This is a genomic window from Actinomyces oris, assembly GCF_001553935.1.
In the GTDB taxonomy this organism is placed as follows: Bacteria; Actinomycetota; Actinomycetes; order Actinomycetales; family Actinomycetaceae; genus Actinomyces; species Actinomyces oris_A.
In genome coordinates, this window is the sequence record NZ_CP014232.1 from 1,133,533 (window position 1) to 1,152,982 (window position 19,450).

Consider the following 19,450-nt stretch of genomic DNA (forward strand, 5'->3'; position numbering starts at 1 on the left):
CCGGTCCGATTGACCCGACAGGAGCCTCCCGATGAGCCTGACCACCCTGACCTACATCGCCGCCGACCTGATCGCCCTCGCCGTCCTGGTCGGAGCCCTCTACGCCCCGCGCCACTCGCGCAAGGACCTCATGGCCGCCTATATCGGCGTCAACGTGGGCGTCCTGGCCGTCACCCTGCTGCTGTCGACGGCGAGCGTCGCGGCCGGCCTGGGGCTGGGGCTCTTCGGCGTCCTGTCCATCATCCGCCTGCGCTCCACCGAGCTGGCCCAGCACGAGGTCGCCTACTTCTTCGCGGCCCTCGCCCTGGGGCTGCTCGGCGGCATCCAGACCGCACCCATCGGGATGGTGGCGGCCCTCATGGGCACCGTCGTCGCCGCCCTGTGGGTCGGCGACCACCCCGCGCTCATGCGCCGCAACCGTCACCAGGTGATCGTCCTCGACCACGCCATCACCAACGAGACCGCGCTCATCGCCCACCTGGAGCGCACCCTGGGCGGGCAGGTCCGCTCGGTGGAGATCCAGCGCCTCGACCTGGTCGACGACACCACCACCGTTGACGTCCGCTTCCGGGTGCCGCGCCACACTCCCGCTGAGCTTGAGATCGCTACGGCCTTCGACGACGTCGCCCCTGCCGCGCAGCCTGCCACCGAGCCGACCGCTGCCGTCGCCCGCGAGGCGCAGACCGCCCAGCCCTGGAGCGGCACGCGCCTGAACGCCGCGCAAGCCGGCTCCCGCCCCGAGCCCGTCGAGGCCCAGCCCCTCACCGTGGCGCCGGCCGCCCAGTACGTCACCCGCTCCAGCAGTCAGGTGGCCTCGCCCGCCGCCGTGGCCTCGCGCTGACCGCTGACCCGGACGAAGCCGACAGGCCAGACCAGGCCAGACCAGGACCCCGATGATGACCACGACGACAACCTCAACGACGATCTCAACGGCAACCGTGAGCACCTCCCGGGCAGTCTCCTCCGCGGGGCCTCAGGCTCCGACGTCGGGCTCCCTGAACGCCGACCACCTGGCCACAACCAGTCTCGCCGAGCTCAACGGCGCCGCGGGCCTGCTCACCCGAGTGGACCGCAAGTACCTGGTGCCGCTGGAGCGTGCGCAGGAGCTCGTGGGCGGTCTCACCTCCAAGGCCCGGGTCCTGGACATCGACGGGAGGCGCCGCTTCTCCTACGCCTCGACCTACTTCGACACCCCGGGGCTGGAGGCCTTCATGCTCACGGCCCGCAAGCGGCGTCGGCGCTTCAAGGTGCGCACCCGCACCTACCTGGATTCCGGCCTGTGCTTCCTGGAGGTCAAGACCCGCGGCGCGCGCGGCACCACCGTCAAGCGACGCATGGGCTACCACCCCGACGACGCCTCCCGCCTGACCGGCTCGGGCCGCGCCTTCGTGGCCGCCTGCCTGGCGAGCACGGGGGTCACCGGCCCGGCTGCTGCCCGGGATGTCGCCGCCGCGCTGCGGCCGATGCTGGCCACCACCTATGAGCGCACCACCTTGCACCTGCCTGAGGCTGAGGCCCGGGCCACCATCGACACGTCCCTGACCTGGCGGCGCCTGACTCCGGCGGCACGCGAGAGGACTGCCATCGTTGCTGGTGCCCCGCAGGCCCTGCGCCCGGCCCACCTGACCGCGGCCATCGACGACGGCGAGCCGGTGGCGGTGACGGGCCTCGCCGTCGTCGAGACGAAGAATCCGGCCACGCCCTCGCCCGCGGACCGGGCCCTGTGGGATGCCGGGCATCGCCCCGCCCGCATTTCGAAGTACGCCACCGGCATGGCGCTGCTTCACCCCGAGCTCCCCGCCAACCGGTGGTACCGGACCCTGACCCACGAGCTCGCCGACCTGTTCGGCACCGACCGCTCCAGCCTGGAGAGCATCGGCGCCACGAGCCCCACCGTGAGCGCCGCCTGAGCGCCGCACCCAGACCACCCACGATCCGACATCGGACCCGAGAAGAACCCGAGAAGAAGAGGCCAGAAACCATGAAGACCATCAAGACGACGCCCACGCCCATCCACCGACTCCGCCGTCGTGCGACCGGAGCCGTCGCGTTCCTGGCCGCGATCGCCCTGGCGGCCGGTTGCTCGACCTCCTCGGCCTCCGGCAACGCCAGCGCCTCGAGCTCAAGTGATTCGGACACGACGTGGACGACGATCTCCTCATCGGTGGCCACGGCGTCGACCGGTGCGAGCATCTCCGACATCCTGGGGGCGAACGCCTCGGTGGAGGACGCCTCGAGCCCGGCGGACGACGCCGGGACCCCTGACACGTCGTCGGCCGCCACGATCACGCTGTCGGGATCATCGGCCTCAGCCAGCGGGTCGGCGTCGAGCAACGTGAAGGTCGATGGGGGCACCGTCACCATCAGCGGCGGCGGCACCTACATCATCAGCGGCGAGCTCAGCAACGGGCGGATCGTCGTCAACGCCCCCAAGGCGGACGTGCGCCTGGTCCTTAAGGGAGCAAGCATCACGAGCTCGGACGGGCCGGCCATCGACATCCAGGACGCCGGCAACGCGATCGTGGTCCTGGCCAAGGACTCCAAGAACACGCTGACCGACGGCGTGAGCTACGCCTCAGGGCAGGAGGCCACCGCCGCCCTGTTCTCCTCCGACACCCTCACCGTCACCGGGACCGGCCAGCTGGACGTGACCGGCTCCTACAAGGACGGCATCTCCTCCAAGAACGGCCTCATCATCACCGGGAACGCCACCATCACGGTCAAGGCCGCCGACGACGGACTGCGCGGCAAGGACTACCTGGTGGTGGAGTCCGGGACGCTGACGGTGGAGTCCGGGGGCGACGCCCTGAAGTCCAGTGAGGGCGACGATGAGACGAAGGGCTTCATCTCCCTGGGCAAGGCGAGCATCACGCTGACCTCCACCGACGACGCGATCTCGGCGACCACGGACGTCACTGTCAAGGGCACAACCCTGACAATCACTGCCGGCGGCGGCCAGGCCAACGCCACTGTTGAGGAGCAGGCCCCGCCCGGGCAGGAGTCGACGGCGGACTCCTCGACACCCTCACCCAAGGGCATCAACGCCGGGGTGAGCTACACGCAGGACTCCGGGAAGGTCACTGTCAATGCGGCCGATGAGGGGCTGCAGGCGCCGTTCATCAACGTGGCCGGCGGGGAGCTGTCCATCGCAGCGGGCGACGACGGCATCAACGCCTCCAACGGCGACCACGTCATCGAGGGGCACGAGAACGCCGACTCCGAGTCCGACGACGGCTCGGTGCTGACGATCAGCGGCGGCGAGGTGGAGGTCTCCTACGCCTCCTCCGACGGTATCGACTCCAACGGCTCCGCCTACGTCAAGGGCGGGATCGTCGTGGTCTCGGGACAGGCCGGTGCGATGGACGGCTCGGTGGACGCCAATGGCGAGAGCCAGCTCGTGGGGGTGACGGGCTCGCCGTCTGTGAGCGCGGGGGACACGCTGACCGTCACAGATGCTTCCGGGTCTCAGGTGGCCTCGCTCAAGGTGGACTTCACGGCTGAGGCGATCACGGTGCTGGGGCTCACGGAGGGCCAGCAGTACACGGTGGCGACGTCGTCGGGCGGCTCGGCCACGGGGACGGCCTCAGCGCTGTCGGCCGGGACGGGCGGCCCCATGGGTGGTGGCGCCGGTGGTCAGGGAGGCCAGGGCGGTCAGCCTGGTGACGGGCAGGGCCAGCAGCCCGGCGGGGGCCAGGGCCAGCAGCCCGGTGGCGGGCAGCAGTCCGGCAACCAGAGCAACCAGAACAGCCAGTCCAGCACCGCCCAGAGCAGCTGACTCGAGCTGGACACTGAGGTGGGGGGCCGCAGCGCAACGCTGCGGCCCCACCAGCACATCATTGCAAGGCTCTGTCACGAAGCATCGGTAGCCGGCTTCGGCGGGCTCAGGAAAGAAGAGGGTGCGGCTCGTGAGCACAGATGATGTCGATCCCGTCCTCCACACATTCCTTGAGCCAGGCCCTTGATTCTCGCCATGCTTGCGCATCGGTCCGTGTCATGTGCTGAAATACCCTGAGCCCCAGGGGAGCACGTCCACCGAAGAGCTCGGTCTTGACATCCATCACCGCATCGCCGGCGTGAATAAGAGTGGGCTTGTTCTCCCGGTCAATGACAACCGCACAGTGCCCTTCAATGTGCCCATCAAGCGCCACCAGGCTCAGGTTGTCATTGATCCTGAAAGAGGGGCGTGAACGCCACGTCTCCGACAAGGTGACAGGCTGCAACTGCGGTGTATGCGACCACTGAACGGGATGAAGCCTGTGCACCATATCCTTGCGCAGCGCGGGAATGATGAGGTCGATCTGAGCGCGTGACACGTAGACGTGCGCCCACGGGAAGTCCGCAATACCTCCCACATGATCGACATCGTGATGGGTAAGGACGATGCTTCTCACGTCGTGCGGATCGATACCGAGTGCCTGAACCTGCATGATCGCGGGCTCTGTAGGGTTGAGGGCGGGGCGAACCCTGCGCAAGAAGGTATCGCCTAAGCGATCGCGGGGATTACGCAGGTCGGCTGATCCCAGTCCGGCATCGACGAGCGTCCAGTACTTTCCTGTCTGCACGACAAGGCAGTGACATACGAGTGTCGCGGGAGCGGTCAGACGTCCTCGACCGTTCACAAGGAGTTGGCTCGGCGGATGAAGTGTGCCACAGTTGAGATGATGAATCGTCATGACAACCAGGCTCCCCCTTCAGGCCGACCTCAAGGCAAGCGGATCGGCGACGTGGCCCGTGAGACCGGAATCGCAGCACACGTTCTACGGCACTGGGAGGACGAGGGGATCCTGAAGCCTGCGAGAGACTCCCTCGGGCACCGTCGGTATCGCCCTGAAGAACTCAGCCGTGCCGCAGCGGTGCGACGTGCGCAGGAGGCGGGGTTCACCCTGGAACAAATCAGACGCTTCATCCGAGCAAACGCACAGGAGCGCAAGGCCCTGCTGAACGATCACCGGTCGGCGCTCTCCGACCAGCGCGAGCGGCTCACTCGCGCCATCGGTCTCGTCGACGGCGCCATGCGCACATCCCCCAACACCTCCTGCCCATACAGTGTGTGAAGGGGATGCAGGTCAGAAACATGCGCACCACCCCAAGATGGCGCCAGTCAATCCCGGCGCGACGCTAGGAGCCGCATGACACGCTCAGATCATCATCGCGCGGATGCGCTTTGATATAGCGCCTTGCTGTCCCGTCAGAAGCTATCTGAACAAGTCGCTGATGAACGGCTTCATCAGTCGGATCGAACCAGCGACCGTTAGCTTTTCGAATTGAGATGGCGGCCATCACATAATCGCCACGATAATAGTCGACCTCAAACGAAATCTCGCGACCGTCCACCGCACCAATCGTCAACACACCTCCCTCGGAATCCACATCGTAATCGTACGATGAAATTTCTTGAAAGAATATCCGAGTGACCTTACCGAGCCGTCCGCGCTTCTCAACGTAATCAATTCCAGTCTCGACATACTCATTTTTCAGAGACATGATCATGAGATACGATAACGACGACAGAAAGATGCCGCCAGCGAGGGACATCAGAGCCAACAAGAAGACCCAGGCAGTGTCTTCATATGAGAACAGAGAGGTATCCTGCGAATACATCCAGGCTTGAATAGAAAACCATAGGCAGAACACCCCGACGACATTTAAAGCGATCCCTACGGGCGCCAGGATGATAACGGCAATCAATGGGAACCTCGGGGCTCGCACCCTCACAGCGCCCTCAGTGGAGACCGAGTATCGTTTCGAGTTTCTGCGCCCTAAAAATACTCTCACTGCGGGGCCGACAGCAACAGCAACGGCTATAAGAATGTAGTTGAAATTTCCCATCGCTTACATTTCAGTTGTTTAGGTTTTGGTTTCGTACCGCACGCCGGAATAGTTGAGTCACGCTCAAGGACCCACCTGAATGGCCACGTCAATCCGCGTTGTCAAACATGGAGATGCACTCCTCAGCACTCCACGACGTTGACGGCCAGGCCGCCGCGGGAGGTCTCCTTGTACTTGGCGAGCATGTCCTCGCCGGTCTGGCGCATCGTCTCGATGACGGTGTCGAGGCTGACGGCGTGCCGGCCCTCGCCCCACAGGGCCATGCGGGCGGCGTTGATGGCCTTGACGGCGGCTACCGCGTTGCGCTCGATGCAGGGGATCTGGACGAGTCCGCCCACCGGGTCGCAGGTCAGCCCCAGGTTGTGCTCCATGGCGATCTCGGCGGCGTTCTCGACCTGGGCGGGCGTCCCGCCCAGGGCCTCGGCCAGGCCGGCGGCCGCCATCGAGGAGGCCGATCCGACCTCACCCTGGCAGCCCACCTCGGCCCCCGCGATCGAGGCATTGGTCTTGATGAGCCCGCCCACGGCCGTCGCCGCCAACAGGAAGCGGCGGGCGCCGTCGTCGTCGGCCCCGGGGATGAAGCGCTCGTAGTAGGCCAGGACCGCCGGCACGATACCGGCCGCGCCGTTGGTGGGGGCGGTGACCACGCGGCGCCCGGCGGCATTCTCCTCGTTGACCGCGAGCGCGAACAGGTCCACCCAGTCCATGCCGCGCAGGGGGTCGGCCATGGTGAAGGCGGCACCCGGACCGGTCGACTGGGCGCACAGCCGCTCATGGAGGGCCTTGGCACGCCGACGCACCCCGAGTCCGCCGGGCAGGATGCCCTCAGCGTTCATACCGGCCTCGATGCAGGCGCGCATCGTGGCACGCAGCCGGTCCAGGTAGGACATGACCTCCTCGCGGCTGCGGGCGGAGAGCTCGTTGGCCAGGACGACGTCGGAGACGCTCAGGCCCTCGCGCTCGCAGATCGCCAGCATCGCGGCCGACGTGGTGAAGGGGAAGGGCGCGGGGGTGGCGTGGGCCTGGGAGGCGGAGGCGGTCGCCAGGGCCTGAATCGACGGCGCCCCGGGGGTGCCGACGTCCTCCATGACGAAGCCGCCGCCCACGGAGTAGTAGGTGCGGCGCAGGATTTCGGCGCCGCTGGCGCAGTAGGCGGTCAGGGTCATGCCGTTGACGTGGTAGGGCAGGACCCGCCCGGGCAGGAAGTGGATGTCGACGCTCGGGCTGAAGGGGATGGGACCGACGCCGTCGACCACCAGCTCGCCGGCGGCCTCGACCTCCTCCATGAGGGACTCGCACACGACGGCGGGGACCGTCTCGGGCTCGTAGCCGGCCAGACCCATGACGGCGGCGCGGTCAGTGGCGTGCCCGCGGCCGGTGGCACCCAGCGATCCGTAGAGCTCGACGGTGACGCGGCTGGGCTGCGGCAGGCCGGCGCCGGGGGCCGATGAGGCACACTCGGCGTCGGAGTCCCCCGCGCCGCCTGGGCGGACCGCCTCGGCCAGCTCCCGGCTGAAGGCGCGGCCGGCCCGCATAGGCCCCACGGTGTGGGAGGAGGAGGGACCGATGCCGATGCGCATGAGGTCGAAGACGCTCAGCGGGCGGGGCGCCTGCTCGACGTCGATGGCCCCAGCCAGGAGGGCCGCGGGCGTGGCCGAGTCCAGTGCCGCGGAGACGAGCGCGGTCTCCCGGGCGACGTCGGATGGCTCAGTGACCGCCATGGCCGCAGAAGCGGCTGCGGAATCGGGGGCGTCTGACGAGGTGAAGAGGCTGCGGCGGGTCACGCCCTTAATGATGCACGCCCGCCGCCCGGGGCCCAACTCCGTGTCGGGACCTTGGTCCGTCTCAGTCCGTGGGGCGCACCAGCCACCAGGCGGCGTAGGGCGGCACGGGCACGCGCCCGTCCCCCGCCCCGTCCAGCGTGGTGGAGCCGAAGGGGACCGTGTCAGTCAGGGCGTCGGTGGCCCCCATGACCCCGAGCCGGGCGAGCTGGTAGGCGGCCACCGAACGCCACTGCGGCGTCACGTTGTACACGCCCACGAAGCTGCCGCGCGGGTGGTCGCGGTAGGTCACCAGCACCCCGGGGTCGTCGACGTCCTGGACCTGGGTGCGCACGGCGGCGTCGAGCTGGGGCAGGCCGGCGCGCACCTGCGCCATGTGCGCCAGGTCGGTGAAGACGCGTCCTTCGACGGTGGAGCGGTCGCGGCGGTTGGCCAGCCGGGCCTCGTCGAGTCGGGGGCGACCGGCCCAGCGTGAGTCGGCCTCGTGGCCGGGCTCAGTGTCCCAGTTGGGGTCGTTGGGCTGGGCGAGCTCGTCCCCGCTCCACAGGACGGGGATGCCGCCCCAGCCGTAGACGATGGCGTGGGCCATGCGCAGGGCATGGATCCGCTCCTCGCGCCAGGTCCACAGCGCCTCGGCCTCGTGCTCGGGGGTCTCGTCGGTGACGCCCTCCCAGGCCTGGTCGGCGGCCTCGATCCCGATGAGTGAGGCGGCCGTCCCGGCGATGCGCCGGTCCCCGGTGGCCGGGTTGTGCTGGAAGACCAGGCCCGCGGCGTCGGAGGTGGGGTACTCGCCGCTGTACCAGTCGGCCAGGAAGGACCGGTGGTCGTAGCCGCTCAGGCCGACGGCGGCCGCGTCGTCGTCGTCAATGGCCCAGCCGATGTCGTCGTGGCAGCGCAGGTAGGTGATCCAGGTGGCGGTGGAGGGCTCGACCGGCAGGTTCTGGAGGGCCTCAACGGCCAGCGTCGTGTCGCGCGCGGCGAGCATGGACCAGATCTGGACCATGAGGGAGTTGTGGTAGGCCAGGTCGGAGACCTTGCCGGTGTACTTGCCCTGGCCCAGGTACTGGAGGAGCTCAGTGGGGGCGACGATCGCCTCGGCCTTGAGGTCGACGGCGGGGCAGACGATGCGAGTCAGGGCGCGCAGGACCTCGGTGATGGCGTGGACCTCGGGCTGGCCCTGGCAGTCGGTGCCCTTGCGCTTGATGGTGAAGGCGATGGCGTCCAGGCGCAGCACCTCGACGCCGCGGTTGGCCAAGTCCAGAACGATGCCGGCGAACTCGGCCATGACGTGGGGGTTGCGCCAGTTGAGGTCCCACTGAAAGGAGTTGAAGGTGGTCCACACCCAGCCGCCCACACCGTCGTCCCAGGTGAAGTTGCCGGGGGCGAAGTCCGGGAAGACCTCCGGCAGGGTGCGCTCGTAGGCGTCGGGCTCGGTGCGGTCAGGGAAGATGAGGAAGTAGTCGCGGTAGCGCTGCTCGCCGGCACGGGCCCGCGCCGCCCACTCGTGCTCGGCGGCGACGTGGTTGAGGACGAGGTCCACCACCAGGGAGATGCCCTCGGCGCGCAGTTCGCCGGCCAGGTGCTCAAGGTCCTCCATGGAGCCCAGGTCCGGGCGCACGGTGCGGTAGTCGGCGACCGCGTAGCCGCCGTCGGAGTCGCCAGGGCGCGGGGTGAGCAGGGGCATGAGGTGGAGGTAGGTGACGCCCAGCTCGCGCAGGTAGTCGATGCGGTCCTCCACGCCGCGCAGGGTGCCGGCGAAGCGCTCGGTATAGGCGGCGTATCCGACACGGCCCGGGTGCTGGGCCCAGGCGGGGTCGAGGGTACGGGCCAGATCCAGGCGGCGCAGCTCGTAGTCGCGCTCCGCGTAGGCCCGGGCGGCCAGGGCCAGCAGGTTGAGGACCTCCTCCTCGGCGGCGTCGCCGTAGAGGGTGGTGAGCCCGTCGAGAAGGTCGGGGTACCAGGCCTCGGCGCGCGTGAGGAAGATGTCCCGCTCCACGGCCTCAAGCGGGTCCAGGACGTGGAAGACGATGTCGTTGAGGGATGGCGGGAGGGAAGTGGCGGCGCTCATAGATCTATAGTCCCCGATTCGGAGTCGCCGCGGTACTCATTTCCTCATCGTCGCGTCAGCCGGGGCGCCCAACGGCAAGGCGACGGCGCGGTCGGGTGCGCGATCGGCCGCACAGTCGGTCGCCGACGGCATCCTCGGCGAGGCCGCGCCTCAGACGGTCACGCAGTCGGCCATACAGTCGGCCCCCGACGGCCACCAACAACCACCAGCAGGCTCCGCCCCGCTTCCTGGCCCGCGGTGCCAGACTCCGGAACCCGCGGTGCCAGACTCCGGAACCCGCAGTGCCGGCCGCCTGAACCCGCGGCCCCACCTCCGACGGGGACATGGCACGCGGCCGGGGGCGTGTCATTCCGGGCGGGAGCATTCGACGCCGTCGGGGACAGGAATCCTGTCCCCAGACGCGCGGCACGTCCCCGGCCGACCGGGACGGCGCCCGGCCGCGCAGAATGTCCCCGGCGGCAGAAACAGCCGCGGAAACAAGCGCGCTCACGTCCCGAGCGCGCTGAGGCCTCAGGATTCGACGGCGTCGTAGGACTCGCGGTGGGCCAGGATCTGGGCTGAGTGGGTGTGGATCCAGGTGCGCAGCGCGTCGATAGGCGCCTGGAGGCTGCGGCCCAGGTCGGTCAGCTCGTAGTCGACCCGCGGCGGCACACCCGGCAGCTGGGTGCGCGTCACCAGGCCGTCGCGCTCCATGGATCGCAGCGTCTGGGTGAGGACTTTGGGCGTCACCCCGCCGACCCTCGCGCGCAGCTCCCCGAAGCGGCTCGGCCCGTCGGCCAGGACCGTGACCACCAGCGGGGTCCAGCGGTCAACGACGTGACGCAGCACCGTGCGCGACGGGCAGGCGGGCGAGAGGATGTCGAAGTCGAAGACCGGCGCCTGAGTTCCCTCCGCGGCTGGAACCTCGCAGCATGGGGCGCTCTCCTGAGGAACAGTGTCTCCTGACTCGCCTGAGAACAGCTCCATCGCGCCCTCCACACTCGAGGTGTCGGCACCGCGAGCGGCGGCAACGCTCCTCGCACTGCTGACGCCGCCTCGTGCCGCCTCCCGCCGCTCAGCCATCAGCCCCTCAGCTCGTGACACAACACACTCCCTTAGTTACTTTAAGGTACTCAGTATCTAAAGCATACCATCGAGTCATCGGGAGGTCGCCGGTACCCGGCACACCCACCTCGGACCAGCACACCACCTACCTGGAGGAAGTCATGAAGATCGCCGTCATCGGAGGAACCGGCATGGTTGGCTCGGCCACCGTCACCGAGGCCGCCGGCCGCGGCCACGAGGTCGTCTCCGCTTCGCGCTCGGGCCGTCACGCCGAGGGAGCCGCGCAGGACGTCACTCTCACCCTGGCCGACACGCAGGCCGTCGTCGACCTCATCAACAACTCCGACGCCACCGTCATCACCGTCTCCGCCGGCCGCGGGGAGTCCGCCCAGCCCGTCATCGACGCCCACCGCGCCCTTATCGCGGCGGCCCCCACCGGCCGGACCATCGTCGTCGGCGGCGCCGGCTCCCTGCTCACCCCCGACGGCACCCGCCTGGTGGACACCCCCGGATTCCCCGAGGAGTACAAGCCCGAGGCCCAGGCCTTCACCGAGATCCTCGACCTCTACCGCGAGGCCGGCAGCACCCTGACCTGGACCTTCCTCTCCCCCGCCCCGGAGTTCACCGACAAGCCGCGCACCGGCACCTACACCGAGGGCACCGACCAGCCCGCGGGCAGTGAGATCTCCGTGGCCGACTTCGCCGTCGCCCTGGTGGACGAGGCCGAGAAGGACGCACACCGCGGCCACCGCTGGACCATCGCCAACGCCTGAGACCGCGGGGACGCGCCTCCCCACAGGAGCGCCGGGCTCGGTCAAACCACGTCGGTTCGACCGAGCCCGGTCGCTCGTCGCTTCAGACGACGACGCCGGCACGGGTTTGTGCCGGCGTCGCGCCCATTCTCAGTGGCGGCTGAACTTCTCGCGAAGCGCCTCGATACGGCGCTCCCGGTTCTCCTTGCGCTCCTGACGCTTCTCCTCACGCATCGCCCGACGCGCCGCCTCAGCGGCCTCCTCGGCGGCAGCGTTCTGCGCCTCGAGCTCAGCAAGGACCTCATCGAGGGGACGACGCACGATCGAGCCCCCGAGCTCAGCCACGGCCGCGTCCAGGGGAGCGGTGCTGCCGTCCTCATCGGTCTGGGCGATGATGGCGTTGGATCCCGGCGTCATCAGGTTGGCGAAAGTGCTCACGGCGAGATCCCCGACCTCCGCCCGAGAGACGTCAACCGCAGCGCCGGTGGCCGCACCGACTCCCAGCCCCAGCAGCATCCCGATCGGACCTCCCAGGGCCCCGACAAGAACACCGATGAGCGAGCCGGTCCCCAGTCCCAGACCGGCGTGACCGTCCTCCCCCTCGGGGATCGTCAGCCGACCATCGGCGTCGCACTCGACCAGGACGGCGCTGACAACTCCCAGACGCTCGGAACCGGCACTGATCTTGCTGAAGGCCTCGTAGGTCTTGGACTTCTCCGGATAGACGATGGCGGCGATGTACTCAGTCATGTGATGAGTCCCCCTTCATAGGTAATGCGATCTGTCGAACCCACATTCGGGCTGCGGAGCACGGTAGTACTGTCTCCAACCTGCACGCGTGCAAACTCGATGAAGTGATTGTCACCATAAGAGACTGGGTGTCAGATAGCAGGCACCTGTCAGGTTTCTGGCACGTTCACCGGCAGACGTTGATGGCTGGTGCAACACCCACGGCGCCACGGCATCAGACAGTATCAGACGGGTACCGAAGGTGCCGGGAACCGCTGCACGCTCACCGCTGCTCAAACACGCGGTGCGCCCAGATGGCCACCGGCCCCGATCAGGACGCAGGCTAGGACCATGACAGCAGCACCCCCTCCCATCGCCCTGACCATCGCCGGCTCCGAGGCCTCGGGCGGCGCCGGCGCCCAGACCGACCTCAAGACCTTCCACACCCTCGGCGTCTACGGTTGCACGGCCCTGACCTGCATCGTGTCCATGGACCCCAAGGACGGGTGGAACCACCGCTTCGTCCCCGTGGACCCCGGCGTCATCGCCGACCAGATCGAGACCTGCGCCGCCGTCCACTCGCGCATCGACGCCGTCAAGATCGGAATGCTGGGGACGGCACCCACCATCGACGTCGTTGAGCAGGCCCTGGAGACCTACGACTTCCCCACCGTGGTGCTCGACCCGGTCCTCATCTGCAAGGGCCAGGAGTTCGGGGGCGCCCTCGAGGTGGACAACGCCCTGCGCACCAAGATCCTGCCGCGGGCCACGATGACCACCCCGAACCTCTTCGAGGCCGCCACGCTGGCGGGCATGGAGGAGATCACCTCCGTCGAGCAGCTTAAGGACGCCGCCAAGCGCATCCACGACCAGGGCGTCCCCAATGTCCTGGCCAAGGCCGGCCCATCGCTGGGCACCGGCACCGCGCTGGACGTCTTCTACGACGGCACCACCCTGGAGGTCCTCGAGGTTGAGGCCGTCGGCACCGAGCGCGTCCACGGCGCCGGCTGCACCCTGGCCGCCGCGGTGACCGCCGAGCTCGCCAAGGGTGCCTCCCCGCTTGAGGCCGCCGTCACCGCCAAGGAGGTCGTCTCCTCCTCCATCCGGCACGGCCTGCGCGGCAACATGCCCTTCCTCTACGTCTACCAGGGCGAGTACCGGCAGGACTGAGCCGCACCGCTGAGGCGCCCCTCGGTTCCTCATCGATCTTCCCGCTTCACCATCCGCCGCCGACGGTTGTCAGCCCGTCGACGGCGGATGTGCGTCATCTACGCCCAGATCTGTCACGGATGGCGACTTTTCAGGCGGACCGCCGCGGCCACCAACCCATCCGCACCGGCCTGACCTGCGCAGATGCCCCTGGCCCACCGACGCGACGCAGCACCGACGCACCTAAAAGTCGCCATCCGTGACAGATCGGCCCCTGGGAAACAGCACGCCGGTCCAGTAGATAGACAACCTAGTAACTAGGTAGTCTATGAACCATGGACTCATCAGCGTCGCGCCTCCTGCGCGGATTCCTGGAACCCTGTCTGCTCTCACTGCTGGCCGAGCACGCCGACTACGGGCTGTCCCTGGCGCAGCGGCTCGCCGCCGCCGGATTGGACGAGGTACCCGGCGGCACGCTCTACCCGGCTCTCATGCGCCTGGAGAAGCGCGGCCTCGTCGCGGTCTCCTGGCGCCCCTCCACCTCCGGGCCCGCCCGCAAGTACTACGAGCTGACAGACGCCGGACACACTGAGCTCGCCGCACGACGGACCGAATGGCGCACCTTCTCCACGGCGGTCGGCGCTCTCATTGAGGGCCGCAGGGTACGCACGGAGGCCCCCTCATGAGCCGGCCCGAGGAAGCCAGGGACCCAGCACAGAACACAACGGCCGAGTGGTACCGAAGCTTCACGGTAGAGCTTGCCTCCCGCGGTCTGCCGTCCTCCGAGGTCGAGCGCACGGCTGCCTCAACCCAGGCGGAGGCCGAGGCGGCCGGGGTTCCGCCCGGCGACCTGTACGGTCCGGCAGTCCTCTACGCCCGCGAGGTCGCCTCTGCGCTGCGGGACTACCAGGCGGCAGCACCCACCCCGGCCCCACACAGCTCGTCACCCCACGCCACTGCTGACCTCGGCACCACCGACTTCGCCACCACATCTGCCAAGACTTCGCCCGCAACCCCCGTGGTCCTGCGCCTGACGGACGTCTCCGCGCGCCGCGGCAGGCGCACGGTCCTGTCCGGAATCAACCTCACCATCCACCGGGGCGAGGTCGTCGCCGTCGTCGGGGCCAACGGCGCCGGCAAGTCGACTCTGCTTCAGCTTTGCGCGGGCCTGCTGCGCGCAAGCGGTGGGCGCATCGAGAGGACGCCGAACTTCGGCTACGCGCCTCAGCTCGACTCCTTGGCACCGCTGCTGACGGTGGACGAGCACCTCCGGCTCTTCGGGGCGGCGCGCGGCATGCGGCAAGGCCGCTCCATCTCGACCGGCCGCCGTCTCCTGACCCGCCTGGGCTGGACCGCCCGCGGAGACCAGACCGCCGGGACGCTCTCGGGCGGGACCCAGCAGAAGCTCAACGTCGCTCTCGCCCAGCTCGACGCGCCCGACCTGCTCCTGCTGGATGAGCCCTACCAGGGCATGGACGCCCTGGCCTACGAGGATCTGTGGGCCCTCATCGCGGCCTGGCGCACCTCGGGCGCGGGCGTCCTGCTGGTCACCCACCTGCTGCGCGACGTCGACCTGGTCGACCGCGTCGTCGAGCTGCCGGCCCCGCAGGAGGACGCAAGCCGGACTGTCCTCCGAATGCCCCGGCGGGTACAGCGAAAGGAGTCCGCATGAGCACCTCGCCTGACCAGTCCACGCCACAGACCGAGTGGGACCGCTCCGAGGGCGCCCGGTTCCGGTCGAAGGCCGCGACCACGGGCCTGGTCGCGCTCGTCACCCTGCGTGAGCTCGCTCGACGACGCGGCGCACTCGCGCTGGCAACCCTCCTGCCGCTGACCTTCTACCTGGTGCGCCTGGAGACGCACTGGACCGCCATCCGGCTCCTGTCGATCGGCCTGGGCTGGGCGACGGCGACGCTGGCGCTGTTCACACAGGTCTCGTCCCGCTCAGTGGACCGCCGCCTGGCCGTAAGCGGGGCTCAGCCCGCAAGCCTGCTGCTGGGCCGATACCTCGCGGTGCTCGGGCTCGGGTGGATTCTCGGCCTGCTCTACAGCGGCCTCGTCCTGGCCACGATCGGCGACGAGCTCACCCACCCGAGTGCGGTGCCGGTCATGCTGCTGCTGACCGCCACCGTCGCCACTCCCCTGGGCTCCCTGGCCGCCGCCCTGGTTCCACGGGACCTCGAAGGCGCGCTCCTGCTGCTGTCAGTCATGGCGGTGCAGGTACTGGTGGATCCTTCCGAGGGCTGGACCCGAGTGCTGCCGCTGTGGTCGACCCGGGAGCTCGCGAGCGTCGTCGTGGAGAACCTGGGGCCCGAGACCGCCGACTACCTCCGCCGCGGGCTGGCGCACGGCGCCGCCATGGCCATCCTGCTGACGACGGCGAGCTGGGCCGTGGGCGTCCTGCGCCTGCGCACGGTCCGCCTCCCGGCCCCGGCCCCTGCCGGGCCGGCTTACTCGTAGGCGGGCTCGGGGGTGACGTCGCGCGCCATGTTGGCGAAGCGCGAGACGTGCCCCTGGAAGGCCACGGGGATGGTGCGGGTCTGCCCGTTACGGTGCTTGGCCACGATGATGTCGGCCTCGCCGGGGCGCTCCTCGTTGTTGTAGTACTCCGGGCGATGCAGCAGGACGATGATGTCCGCGTCCTGCTCCAGCGACCCGGACTCGCGCAGGTCGCTCATCTGGGGCTTGTTGCCGGTGCGCTGCTCGGGACCGCGGTTGAGCTGGGCGACGGCGATCACCGGGATCTCCAACTCCTTGGCCAGCAGCTTGAGGGAGCGGGAGAACTCGGAGACCTCCTGCTGGCGCGACTCGACGCGCTTGCCCGAGCTCATGAGCTGGAGGTAGTCGATGACCATGAGCCCCAGGTTGTGCTGCTGCTTCATGCGCAGCGCCTTGGAGCGAATCTCCGGCATCGTGAGGTTCGGCGAGTCGTCGATGAACAGCGGCGCGTTGGAGACGGGGTTGTAGGCCACGGCGACGTCGGTCCAGTCCCGGTCCTCCATCTGGCGCGAGCCGCGCAGCTTGTTCATGTCCACGCTGGACTCGGCGGCCAGGATGCGCATCATGAGCTCCATGCGCCCCATCTCCAGGGAGAAGTAGCAGCTGGTGATCCCGTGGTGGATCGAGGCCGAGCGGCAGAAGTCCACGGCGAGCGTGGACTTCCCCATGGCGGGGCGCGCCGCCACAATGATCATCTGGCCGGGGTGGAGCCCGCCGGTGAGCTCGTCGAGCTCGATGAAGCCGGTCGGCACCCCGGTCAGCGCCCCGTTGTCGCGGTTCTGGGCGGCCTCGATCTCCAGGTTGGCCTCGCCCAGGAGCTCGGAGACGGCGACGTAGTCCTCCTTCTCCCCCTCGTGGTGGGCCACCGAGTAGACCTCAGCCTCGGCCAGCGTGACAAGCTCGGCAATGTCGCCGGCGTCGGTGGAGTATCCGAGCTGGGTGATGCGGGTGCCGGCCTGGACCAGGCCGCGCATGAGCGCCTTGTCCTTGACGATGCGGGCGTAGTAGCCGGCGTTGGCGGCGGTGGGGACGGTGGCCATGAGGGTGGCCAGGTAGGGGGCGCCACCAATGCGCTCGAGCTCGCCGCGCTTGGAGAGCTCGTCGGCGACGATGAGCGGGTCGGCGGGCTCGGAGCGGTTGTAGACCTCGACGATCGCGTCAAAGATCGACTCGTGGGCCGAGCGGTAGAACTCCGGGCCACGCAGGACGTCGATGACGTCGGTGATGGCCTCCTTGCTCAGGAGCATGCCGCCGAGCGTGGCCATCTCGGCCTCAAGGTCCTGGGGCGGGAGACGGTCGAAGGCGGAGCTGTCGGTACGGACGCTTCCGCCGTCGGCGCCGCCCGAGCCGGCCTGAGCGCCCATGCCGTTGTCCATCGGCCACCTCCCGCACTGTCACGCCGGTTGGTCCCGGCTCGTCCTACTGCTCCCGACGACGGCCCGCGGCGTCAGGAAGACGCTCGCCCGCGTGGAGCGCGCGCGTGACGATAACGCCATCGGGCAGGCCCCGCAAACTCTCAAGTTCACCGGCCTTGGGGATATCGGCACGACCGCTGTGGGAAGACCCCCAACGCCTGGGGACAGAGGTGGGCAGGCTGTGGACACAGATGTGCGCACTGGTGGCGACTCCCCCACAGGAAGGCGACTTTTCCTTGGTATACCAGGAATCTGAGAGTTCAGGGTTCCTATAGGTTCTTCCCACGACATCACAATGTGATCTGTGGACAAGTGGGTAAACCTGTGGACAAACATCATCTTCGACTTGAGGTCCGCACCGTTTGTGACTCCCCTACAGGGTGGTCCGTTCCAGTTATCCCCAACCCCCGCCATCTCGGCCGAACATCGGCTTCATCAGGCATATCCTCAGCAAATATTCAGCCTTCTAGTACTTTCCTAGAACTCGAATAGTTGTGCGATCCCCCAGGACAATCCCGGCGATCCGTAGCCTCGGTCACGCCCAGGCTCCACCGCCGCGACCTCACCTCAACCTCATCCTCAACCTGGCCGTGAGGACCTCCCCGGACAGTCTCCCTCCGTGCTCGGAGCCGGCACCCGGCCCCTACCCTCGAGCACTCTGCGGTGGCGGCCACACGCCCTTCCCTCTCCGCGCGGTACCGCCCGGGGACCGCCGAGGCACTGATGCTCCGGCGCGGACCCCTGGTCCACAATGGGCCCGTGCCCAACACCAGTCGCCCCGCCTCCTCCGGCCTCAACCATCAGGTCCTGTCCCTGGCCGTCCCCGCTCTGGGAGCTCTCATCGCCGAGCCGCTCTTCATCCTGGCTGACTCGGCCATGGTCGGCCACCTCGGCGCGGTGAGCCTGGCGGGCCTGTCCCTGGCCTCGACGATCCTGACGACGACGGTGGGCCTGTTCGTCTTCCTGGCCTACGCCACCACGGCGACGACGGCGCGTCTATTCGGGGCCGGCCGGCGCACCGAGGGCCTGCGGGCCGGCGTCGACGGCATGTGGCTGGCACTCCTGCTGGGACTGGGCGCGGGCGCCTTCCTGGGACTGACCGCCCCCTGGCTGACCGCTGCGATGGGCGCCGACGGCGCGGTGGCTCAGGCGGCCGTCGCCTACCTGCGCGCCTCCTGCCCGGGGTTGCCAGGCATGTTCGTCGTCCTGGCCGCCACTGGTGTGCTGCGCGGTCTGTTGGACACGCGCACGCCCTTCGTCGTGGCCACGGGCGGGGCGGCCTTCAACGTCGTCGTCAACGCGATCCTGCTCTACGGCGTCGGAATGGGGATCGCGGGCTCGGGTGCCGGAACCGCGATCGCGCAGACGGCCATGGCGCTGGCGCTGGCCGGTCCGATCACCCGGGCGGCCCGGGCAGCCGGAGTGGGTCTGCTCCCCCACCGCGAGGGCCTGCGGGCCTCCCTGGGCAGTGGGGCGCCACTACTCATCCGCTCACTGAGCCTACGGGTGGCGATCCTGGTGACCGTGTGGGCGGCGACCGCGCTTGGGGAGGTGTCGCTGGCCGCCCACCAGGTGGTCAACGCCCTGTGGACCTTTGCGGCCTTCGCCCTGGACGCACTGGCTGTGGCGGCGCAGGCCCTCATCGGCACCGCCCTGGGACAGGCCCAGCGAGCGGACGCGGACTCGGCCGCACCGGAGGCTGAGGCCCTCACCGAGGAGGAGGCCGGGGCTGCTGCGGCGACCGCCGGCTGGTCCATTGACGAGCTCCTCAAGCGGATGCTGGCCTGGGGCGCTGGGACGGGGGTCCTTATCGGCGTGCTCATGGCAGCGGGCGCCGCCTGGCTGCCCCGCGCCTTCACCTCCGACCCGGGAGTCATCGCGGCCGCGACTCCAACGCTCCTGGTCGCGGCGAGCGCGCAGCCACTCGCCGGGGTCGTTTTCCTGCTCGACGGCGTGCTCATGGGCGCCGGCGACGGCCGCTACCTGGCCCGGGCGGGCCTGGTGACGCTGGTGCCCTATGTGCCGCTCGCGCTGCTCATCGGGGGCGGCGTGCTGCCGGGGGCTGACGGGGCGACGTCGGGCTTGGTGCTGCTGTGGATCGCCTTCGCCTGGGTCTTCATGGCCGCCCGCGGCGCCACCACCTACCTGCGCTCGCGCGGTACCGCCTGGCGCCACTGACCGGCC

At 69.0% G+C, this 19,450-nt stretch carries 17 protein-coding genes; 10 read left to right on the plus strand and 7 right to left on the minus strand.

Annotation, left to right across the window (positions count from 1 at the left end):
• The first annotated feature begins 31 nt into the window (after positions 1-31).
• The 3 genes from AXE84_RS04785 (at position 32) to AXE84_RS04795 (ending at position 3,775) form a co-directional block, all read left to right on the plus strand.
• A complete protein-coding gene (locus tag AXE84_RS04785; RefSeq protein ID WP_060957046.1) occupies positions 32-841 on the plus strand; it encodes a DUF4956 domain-containing protein in 810 nt (269 codons plus the stop codon).
• 52 nt (positions 842-893) lie between these two features.
• On the plus strand, positions 894-1,910 hold the full coding sequence (locus AXE84_RS04790; RefSeq protein ID WP_081093074.1) for a polyphosphate polymerase domain-containing protein: 1,017 nt from the start codon (positions 894-896) through the stop codon (positions 1,908-1,910).
• A gap of 71 nt (positions 1,911-1,981) precedes the next feature.
• Complete coding sequence (locus AXE84_RS04795) at positions 1,982-3,775, plus strand: carbohydrate-binding domain-containing protein (RefSeq protein WP_060957047.1); 1,794 nt, start codon at positions 1,982-1,984, stop codon at positions 3,773-3,775.
• A 106-nt stretch (positions 3,776-3,881) separates the two neighbouring features.
• Here AXE84_RS04795 and AXE84_RS04800 read toward each other — a convergent pair whose 3' ends face one another.
• The gene (locus AXE84_RS04800; RefSeq protein WP_081093075.1) at positions 3,882-4,673 is read right to left on the minus strand and encodes an MBL fold metallo-hydrolase; all 792 of its coding nucleotides are present in this window, start codon (positions 4,671-4,673) and stop codon (positions 3,882-3,884) included.
• On the opposite strand from AXE84_RS04800, the gene AXE84_RS12540 reads away from it, so the two are divergent.
• Positions 4,662-5,054 (plus strand): MerR family transcriptional regulator, encoded by a 393-nt coding sequence (locus AXE84_RS12540; RefSeq protein WP_167542041.1) that lies wholly within the window; start codon positions 4,662-4,664, stop codon positions 5,052-5,054. The two genes, AXE84_RS04800 and AXE84_RS12540, sit on opposite strands and share 12 nt — an antisense overlap.
• Before the next feature lie 64 nt (positions 5,055-5,118).
• Here AXE84_RS12540 and AXE84_RS04810 read toward each other — a convergent pair whose 3' ends face one another.
• The 4 genes from AXE84_RS04810 to AXE84_RS04825 form a co-directional block, all read right to left on the minus strand.
• Positions 5,119-5,688: a hypothetical protein gene (locus AXE84_RS04810; RefSeq protein ID WP_150116251.1), complete on the minus strand. Its 570-nt coding sequence runs from the start codon at positions 5,686-5,688 to the stop codon at positions 5,119-5,121.
• 263 nt (positions 5,689-5,951) lie between these two features.
• Positions 5,952-7,613: an L-serine ammonia-lyase gene (locus AXE84_RS04815; RefSeq protein ID WP_081093077.1), complete on the minus strand. Its 1,662-nt coding sequence runs from the start codon at positions 7,611-7,613 to the stop codon at positions 5,952-5,954.
• A 61-nt stretch (positions 7,614-7,674) separates the two neighbouring features.
• A complete protein-coding gene (locus tag AXE84_RS04820; RefSeq protein WP_060957052.1) occupies positions 7,675-9,678 on the minus strand; it encodes an alpha-amylase family protein in 2,004 nt (667 codons plus the stop codon).
• A 510-nt stretch (positions 9,679-10,188) separates the two neighbouring features.
• A complete protein-coding gene (locus AXE84_RS04825; protein WP_236750161.1) occupies positions 10,189-10,761 on the minus strand; it encodes a winged helix-turn-helix transcriptional regulator in 573 nt (190 codons plus the stop codon).
• A gap of 122 nt (positions 10,762-10,883) precedes the next feature.
• Here AXE84_RS04825 and AXE84_RS04830 point away from each other — a divergent pair, with 122 nt between their 5' ends.
• Positions 10,884-11,495, plus strand: a complete 612-nt coding sequence (locus AXE84_RS04830) for an NAD(P)-dependent oxidoreductase (protein WP_060957053.1) — start codon at positions 10,884-10,886, stop codon at positions 11,493-11,495.
• Between the two features lie 129 nt (positions 11,496-11,624).
• On the opposite strand, the gene AXE84_RS04835 is transcribed toward AXE84_RS04830, so the two are convergent.
• Entirely contained in the window at positions 11,625-12,224 is a 600-nt protein-coding gene (locus tag AXE84_RS04835; protein ID WP_060957054.1) for a DUF1269 domain-containing protein, read from the minus strand.
• A gap of 330 nt (positions 12,225-12,554) precedes the next feature.
• Here AXE84_RS04835 and thiD point away from each other — a divergent pair, with 330 nt between their 5' ends.
• The 4 genes from thiD (at position 12,555) to AXE84_RS04855 (ending at position 15,812) form a co-directional block, all read left to right on the plus strand.
• A complete protein-coding gene (gene thiD / locus AXE84_RS04840) occupies positions 12,555-13,373 on the plus strand; it encodes a bifunctional hydroxymethylpyrimidine kinase/phosphomethylpyrimidine kinase (protein ID WP_060957055.1) in 819 nt (272 codons plus the stop codon).
• A 314-nt stretch (positions 13,374-13,687) separates the two neighbouring features.
• Positions 13,688-14,038, plus strand: a complete 351-nt coding sequence (locus tag AXE84_RS04845; protein ID WP_060957056.1) for a PadR family transcriptional regulator — start codon at positions 13,688-13,690, stop codon at positions 14,036-14,038.
• Positions 14,035-15,024, plus strand: a complete 990-nt coding sequence (locus AXE84_RS04850; RefSeq protein WP_060957057.1) for an ATP-binding cassette domain-containing protein — start codon at positions 14,035-14,037, stop codon at positions 15,022-15,024. The genes AXE84_RS04845 and AXE84_RS04850 overlap by 4 nt, the downstream gene beginning before the upstream one ends.
• Positions 15,021-15,812 carry a hypothetical protein gene (locus AXE84_RS04855; protein ID WP_060957058.1) on the plus strand — a complete coding sequence of 264 codons (792 nt, stop codon included), beginning with the start codon at positions 15,021-15,023 and terminating at the stop codon, positions 15,810-15,812. Before AXE84_RS04850 ends, AXE84_RS04855 begins: the two co-directional genes overlap by 4 nt.
• Here the strand turns inward: AXE84_RS04855 and dnaB are convergent.
• Positions 15,803-17,227 (minus strand): replicative DNA helicase, encoded by a 1,425-nt coding sequence (dnaB, locus tag AXE84_RS04860; RefSeq protein WP_009406849.1) that lies wholly within the window; start codon positions 17,225-17,227, stop codon positions 15,803-15,805. The two genes, AXE84_RS04855 and dnaB, sit on opposite strands and share 10 nt — an antisense overlap.
• 762 nt (positions 17,228-17,989) lie before the next feature.
• Between dnaB and AXE84_RS04865 the strand changes: the two genes are divergently transcribed.
• Complete coding sequence (locus tag AXE84_RS04865) at positions 17,990-19,444, plus strand: MATE family efflux transporter (RefSeq protein ID WP_060958160.1); 1,455 nt, start codon at positions 17,990-17,992, stop codon at positions 19,442-19,444.
• The last annotated feature ends 6 nt before the right edge of the window (positions 19,445-19,450 follow it).

Bases quoted from the DNA above. Each gene is read 5' to 3' on its own strand.
- AXE84_RS04785 (WP_060957046.1), top strand. From the start codon at position 32: ATGAGCCTGACCACCCTGACCTACATCGCCGCCGACCTGATCGCCCTC.
- AXE84_RS04790 (WP_081093074.1), top strand. From the start codon at position 894: ATGATGACCACGACGACAACCTCAACGACGATCTCAACGGCAACCGTG.
- AXE84_RS04795 (WP_060957047.1), top strand. From the start codon at position 1,982: ATGAAGACCATCAAGACGACGCCCACGCCCATCCACCGACTCCGCCGT.
- AXE84_RS12540 (WP_167542041.1), top strand. From the start codon at position 4,662: ATGAATCGTCATGACAACCAGGCTCCCCCTTCAGGCCGACCTCAAGGC.
- AXE84_RS04800 (WP_081093075.1), bottom strand. From the start codon at position 4,673: ATGACGATTCATCATCTCAACTGTGGCACACTTCATCCGCCGAGCCAA.
- AXE84_RS04820 (WP_060957052.1), bottom strand. From the start codon at position 9,678: ATGAGCGCCGCCACTTCCCTCCCGCCATCCCTCAACGACATCGTCTTC.
- AXE84_RS04830 (WP_060957053.1), top strand. From the start codon at position 10,884: ATGAAGATCGCCGTCATCGGAGGAACCGGCATGGTTGGCTCGGCCACC.
- AXE84_RS04835 (WP_060957054.1), bottom strand. From the start codon at position 12,224: ATGACTGAGTACATCGCCGCCATCGTCTATCCGGAGAAGTCCAAGACC.
- thiD (WP_060957055.1), top strand. From the start codon at position 12,555: ATGACAGCAGCACCCCCTCCCATCGCCCTGACCATCGCCGGCTCCGAG.
- AXE84_RS04845 (WP_060957056.1), top strand. From the start codon at position 13,688: ATGGACTCATCAGCGTCGCGCCTCCTGCGCGGATTCCTGGAACCCTGT.
- AXE84_RS04850 (WP_060957057.1), top strand. From the start codon at position 14,035: ATGAGCCGGCCCGAGGAAGCCAGGGACCCAGCACAGAACACAACGGCC.
- AXE84_RS04855 (WP_060957058.1), top strand. From the start codon at position 15,021: ATGAGCACCTCGCCTGACCAGTCCACGCCACAGACCGAGTGGGACCGC.
- dnaB (WP_009406849.1), bottom strand. From the start codon at position 17,227: ATGGACAACGGCATGGGCGCTCAGGCCGGCTCGGGCGGCGCCGACGGC.
- AXE84_RS04865 (WP_060958160.1), top strand. From the start codon at position 17,990: ATGCTCCGGCGCGGACCCCTGGTCCACAATGGGCCCGTGCCCAACACC.